The sequence below is a fragment of the Acinetobacter sp. SWAC5 genome (assembly GCF_003419885.1).
Classification (GTDB): domain Bacteria; phylum Pseudomonadota; class Gammaproteobacteria; order Pseudomonadales; family Moraxellaceae; genus Acinetobacter; species Acinetobacter cumulans.
Genome location: NZ_QUWR01000054.1, coordinates 1 through 4,340 on the forward strand (window position 1 = coordinate 1; position 4,340 = coordinate 4,340).

Here is a 4,340-nt window from a genome sequence, read left to right on the forward strand (position 1 = left end):
ATAGTCTTTTTCAGATTCAATCAATAATTGAACCGCTCTTTCTCTGATTTCAGGGGTATATTTTAATTTGGTCATCGGAACATTCTCTCAGAATACTGAGTCTCCGACAAACCCGGTACGGTTCAATCTAGAAGTATTGTTCTTCCGATCAGGATTACCGTAGCGTATTAAATAAAAAAATATCCCATCCAAATTCAAGGTATTATTTTTGGGTGTAAATACATAGCCGACTTTAAGTTGGCCAAAGTTGTCTGCGAGGGTCTTAGCTAAATCAGGCGCAACCTTGATGATTAGTTCTGATTTAACCACAGAAGAAAAATATCGACTTTTCTGTTCAAAGTTAATTGTCATTAACTCTTTATCAGCATCATATTGGTAAGCGCCTTCGCTTCCGATCGAAGTAATATCAGGAGCAATATAATTCAAAGCTCTTTCCAATAATTCAGTATCATAGTCGATTACATTATTTAGGGAATTTTGCTGAGCTTGTTTAACTCGTTCCTCATAATCCTGTGTTTTTTCAAATTCCTGCTTGGGTTCAACCTTCGGAACTTGTAAAGCGCGTATATAGTTTATGGCGAGATTGTTAGCATATTTGAAATATTCATCATTACTTAAATCAACTAACATATCGTTGTCCAAGTTATGCCCTTGCATTCCAATAACAAGAAGCTGAAGCTTATCTAAATGTAATTGCTTCTTGATAAATTCATGATTTTCGGGGAAGTATAAATCATTCGCAAGCTTGCTCGGTTCTTTGTAATTGAGTACATTCATCTTTTCAGGATAAAAGTAAATCAAATTACTTCGCCGCACATCACTGTCTATTTTCTCCCAACTTTGATCAGGACTAATTTGTGCTTTCGGCACAATTACAGTTGGTGTTTCAGTGATATTCTGCAAAGCTTCACTGCTTTCTGTGGTTTGACCTTCTACAGCGGGATCACTTTTAGGCTGATCTTTACTGGAACAGGCACCCACTCCCATCAATAAAATACATAAAGACAGACACTTTAGTTTTGTTGTCATCGTGCATCATTCTCTTTCATTGTCCGTAAGCACCTCTCAGCAATGACCAAGCTGGGCTCATGGTATTTTGATGTTCTTCTTGGAGTTCTGCTTTTTCTTCTGACGTGACTGTTCCGTAGAATAAGTAGCTCTACAAATCAGCAATAAAATGATTCAGATGTGCAGGCCAATAAAGGAACAAGCGCCTTCATTGAGCGTTCCCCAATTGCTAATTTTTTAAAATAACGCTTTATTTGGCGACGACAACGCCATAAAAAATACTGGGGTAAAAAAGAGAATGTGCATTTAAGAATGTAGTACGCATGGCGGACTCCTTTGGGTATAAAGAAGTTTCACCACATTACTGCTAAATAATGGTGGCGAAACGAAAAGGGGTTAGCAGACTGATACCCAAAAAGATCAGCACATCCGAAGATGTCCCCCTCCCGTTCCGCCGCAGAGGGGGGGCACGTAGGGATGCCCACAAAAAAGAAAGAGACTTTTTCGTGTGCTTTGGGTAAAGCGGTCTGCTAAAACCGACTGACCATGAGGGCCAGCAGGTTAAGGATAATTGGCAGGATTTAAAGTGTCAACGTTGTATTTTTACTTGAACAATCAATTGAGTGTTTTCGCTATACTTCTGATTCAAAATGACTATTGAATAATCAACATCATCTAAACTTCAACTGAAGTTATAAGTTCATCCTGAATTAAACAGCACACTCAATTATAATGGTGCTTAGCGTTATGAAAGGAATCTGTGCGTGCAGCGATTGATATGTATTGGAGGCCCACTGTATGGGCTTGAATATTCGCATTCACAGGATGAGTTTAAGTTCTTTGATAAACAAACGGGCAAAGAAACCCTTTATTACAAACAAGTCTTAGACTTAGCCCCACCTCAAGCATTCTTCATTGCAGAATCAATTTTTCCTGATTTTGCTTATGCACTGGCATTACAACTGGTGGGGCAAAAATATCATTCATAGCTTTGTATTTTATCTCAATTCGTGATCATGCTACGTTCACTGATCTTTTGAGTAATCCATGCATTAATCTCATACGCAACCCACCCCACTCGATTACTGGTTAAATTGATCTGCTGAGGAAAGCTGGCATCGTAATACTTGGATTTAGGATCGAGCAGTGAATAAATGGTGGCACGACTCAATCCTGTGATTTCAACCAATTGCTTGATATTTAGGATTTGATTGATCTGAAATGTTTGTGAATTTAGCGCATTCATCTGATGAACTCCGATGTGGTATGAAGGCGTGCGTTCTGCACATATCATGTCCATCACCGTAAAATAATAGGTAAGCCTCGAAAACCCACCGTATCCATTGGATTGGATACAGGGGGCGCTCTATTTCAATTTACTTTAATGGGATTAAAATCACCATTTCTTGCCATTAAAGATTTTAAAGCCACGTGTTGCGATGCAAATCTTATTCATCTGCTCATTTACACTCGTCACCGTATCTGGCAATTCACCAAGATCATCCAATGGATTTTTAGGTTCAGGAAAGTTAAAAAGCCCATCTGGGTCAAATCCGAATGGATTGCCATTTAAGTGCTGTGTTTCTTCATCTGGAATTTGCAATAAAATCCCCATACCATGAGTGGTATCCTGCCACAGCCTTAATAGATCAACTGAATAGTCAATATCATTGGAATAAAAGACTTTTTGAAAGGTCAGGTAGAATCTAATCACGTAACAGTTTCGGGTACTGTCACGAATTAAGTGATAATAGCTAAATATAACTTGTGCACGGAACCAAGGTAAGGATGTTAGCTTCTTTTCAAATACCCGAAATGATTGAATCACTTGATCGACTGATTGCAACAGTTCAGTACCCACTGGATAACTCAGATAGAATTTTAAATCAGGCGCATCTACACTCAATTTGCTGACTTCTGAATAAAGCTCACGCAAATGATCAACTCTCTTCTCGTATTGCTCATTACATTGATGTAAAGCCTCATGAAAACCCGTCGTTGCAAATAACTGTTTCAGTTTATTTAATACATGCTCCGCCAGCCATTTTGCAGTATGTTTGGCAGTTGGATTAAAATAATGCTGACGTGAGTCGATTTGCTGCAACACAGTAAAATAAGCGTTTCTGAATTGTGTCACCCAGAAGCTACAATCTGAATCCCGATGATGAAACATCAGCTCATTCCACTCTCGAAAGTACTCTAGTAATACTTGACCCGTTTGTTCAATGATTTTCTGAATATGTTCATCATGAGTCATGGGCGGGATGGGTGAGCCAAATCGCACTTGAGTAAAGAAGTTGTGTATATCTTGCTCTAAGCGTGGTGCAGTCTGATGTTCAATGTGTGTAATGTCCATGGAAAGTCCTATGAGGTGAAATTTTTCATAGAACTGTCCACTCCATATTTTTTTACAGTTAATTGACGATTTGCTCATCCAATAAGTCATCTACATCTTGTTCAGACCAAATTCCTGCTTCTGCTGATATTGGATGATTGTTTTTATACTTACGCCCATGCTCGTGGTAAATGCCTTTAAAGAAAGTTCTTTTACCCAATGGCTTAATCAACATCCTCTGCATGAACTTTTCAGGCTGAGTCAGATAACGGGCTACATTCAAAGCATTCTGCATTTCTAAGGGCTGATTGCGATGGATCATGCCTATCCCCAATAAACCTCGATCAGCGTATTGTTTTTTCTTTTCAAGGGTATGGCTGTTTATGCCACATCCCATATTCTGAGTTATCTCCTGCCACTTCTGAATCACTTCATTAGCCAAGTACCAGTCCTGACAACGCTCAGAACCATTGTAGATCAGTATCAGATGCACATGGTAGCCTTTTGAACTCCCCTGCTCTAATGCTAGCCCATAACCCAATAAATGCTTAAAACAGCCATTTTTGTCTTTCAGTAGATGACGCAATGACTCAATATGGCTATAGAAATCCTGCACCGTAATATTTGACATAGACGCTTTTAAATATCCCAAATCCACACGTACAACCAAAACCTTATAATGATCGTTAAGAATCCTCTGCACATATTCTAAAAAGCGGTCTTGATTCTCTTCCTCTTGCTGTTTAAACAAACGAATCCCAGCCAAGTGCTGTGACCTATGACTTCGCAACAGATTTCGAAGATTGGATATTTCTCTAGATGATAACTGTGTCAGGTATTCTTCAATCCCTAAATCACTTCGATGGGCTTAGAGGTGGTCCCACTTGTTTGAACAACTAAAAGCTTATTTATAAGTGATACTCTGCTCTAGTTAAGCTACCTTATTTTGTTGTGGTAGCTGGTCATAGTAAAACTCATCTGGAGTCATTTTGTCCAG

General features: G+C 38.9%; 5 protein-coding genes. 1 reads left to right on the forward strand and 4 read right to left on the reverse strand.

Annotated features, from left to right (window positions below; translation table 11 throughout):
• Positions 1 to 87 precede the first annotated feature (87 nt).
• On the reverse strand, positions 88 to 1,029 hold the full coding sequence (locus DYI81_RS17620) for a hypothetical protein (RefSeq protein ID WP_117008190.1): 942 nt from the start codon (positions 1,027 to 1,029) through the stop codon (positions 88 to 90).
• Between the two features lie 743 nt (positions 1,030 to 1,772).
• On the opposite strand from DYI81_RS17620, the gene DYI81_RS17630 reads away from it, so the two are divergent.
• Positions 1,773 to 1,997 (forward strand): hypothetical protein, encoded by a 225-nt coding sequence (locus tag DYI81_RS17630; RefSeq protein WP_117008191.1) that lies wholly within the window; start codon positions 1,773 to 1,775, stop codon positions 1,995 to 1,997.
• A gap of 14 nt (positions 1,998 to 2,011) precedes the next feature.
• On the opposite strand, the gene DYI81_RS17635 is transcribed toward DYI81_RS17630, so the two are convergent.
• From DYI81_RS17635 to DYI81_RS17645, 3 genes are all read right to left on the reverse strand, one after another.
• Positions 2,012 to 2,254: an AlpA family phage regulatory protein gene (locus DYI81_RS17635; protein ID WP_117008192.1), complete on the reverse strand. Its 243-nt coding sequence runs from the start codon at positions 2,252 to 2,254 to the stop codon at positions 2,012 to 2,014.
• 150 nt (positions 2,255 to 2,404) lie between these two features.
• Positions 2,405 to 3,364: a hypothetical protein gene (locus DYI81_RS17640; protein WP_117008193.1), complete on the reverse strand. Its 960-nt coding sequence runs from the start codon at positions 3,362 to 3,364 to the stop codon at positions 2,405 to 2,407.
• A gap of 58 nt (positions 3,365 to 3,422) precedes the next feature.
• Complete coding sequence (locus DYI81_RS17645; protein ID WP_240627455.1) at positions 3,423 to 4,109, reverse strand: inovirus-type Gp2 protein; 687 nt, start codon at positions 4,107 to 4,109, stop codon at positions 3,423 to 3,425.
• Positions 4,110 to 4,340: the final 231 nt, after the last annotated feature.

What these genes read in the sequence shown, in the direction of transcription:
- DYI81_RS17620 (WP_117008190.1), bottom strand. Translation starts at nt 1,029, where the DNA reads ATGACAACAAAACTAAAGTGTCTGTCTTTATGTATTTTATTGATGGGA.
- DYI81_RS17635 (WP_117008192.1), bottom strand. Translation starts at nt 2,254, where the DNA reads ATGAATGCGCTAAATTCACAAACATTTCAGATCAATCAAATCCTAAAT.
- DYI81_RS17640 (WP_117008193.1), bottom strand. Translation starts at nt 3,364, where the DNA reads ATGGACATTACACACATTGAACATCAGACTGCACCACGCTTAGAGCAA.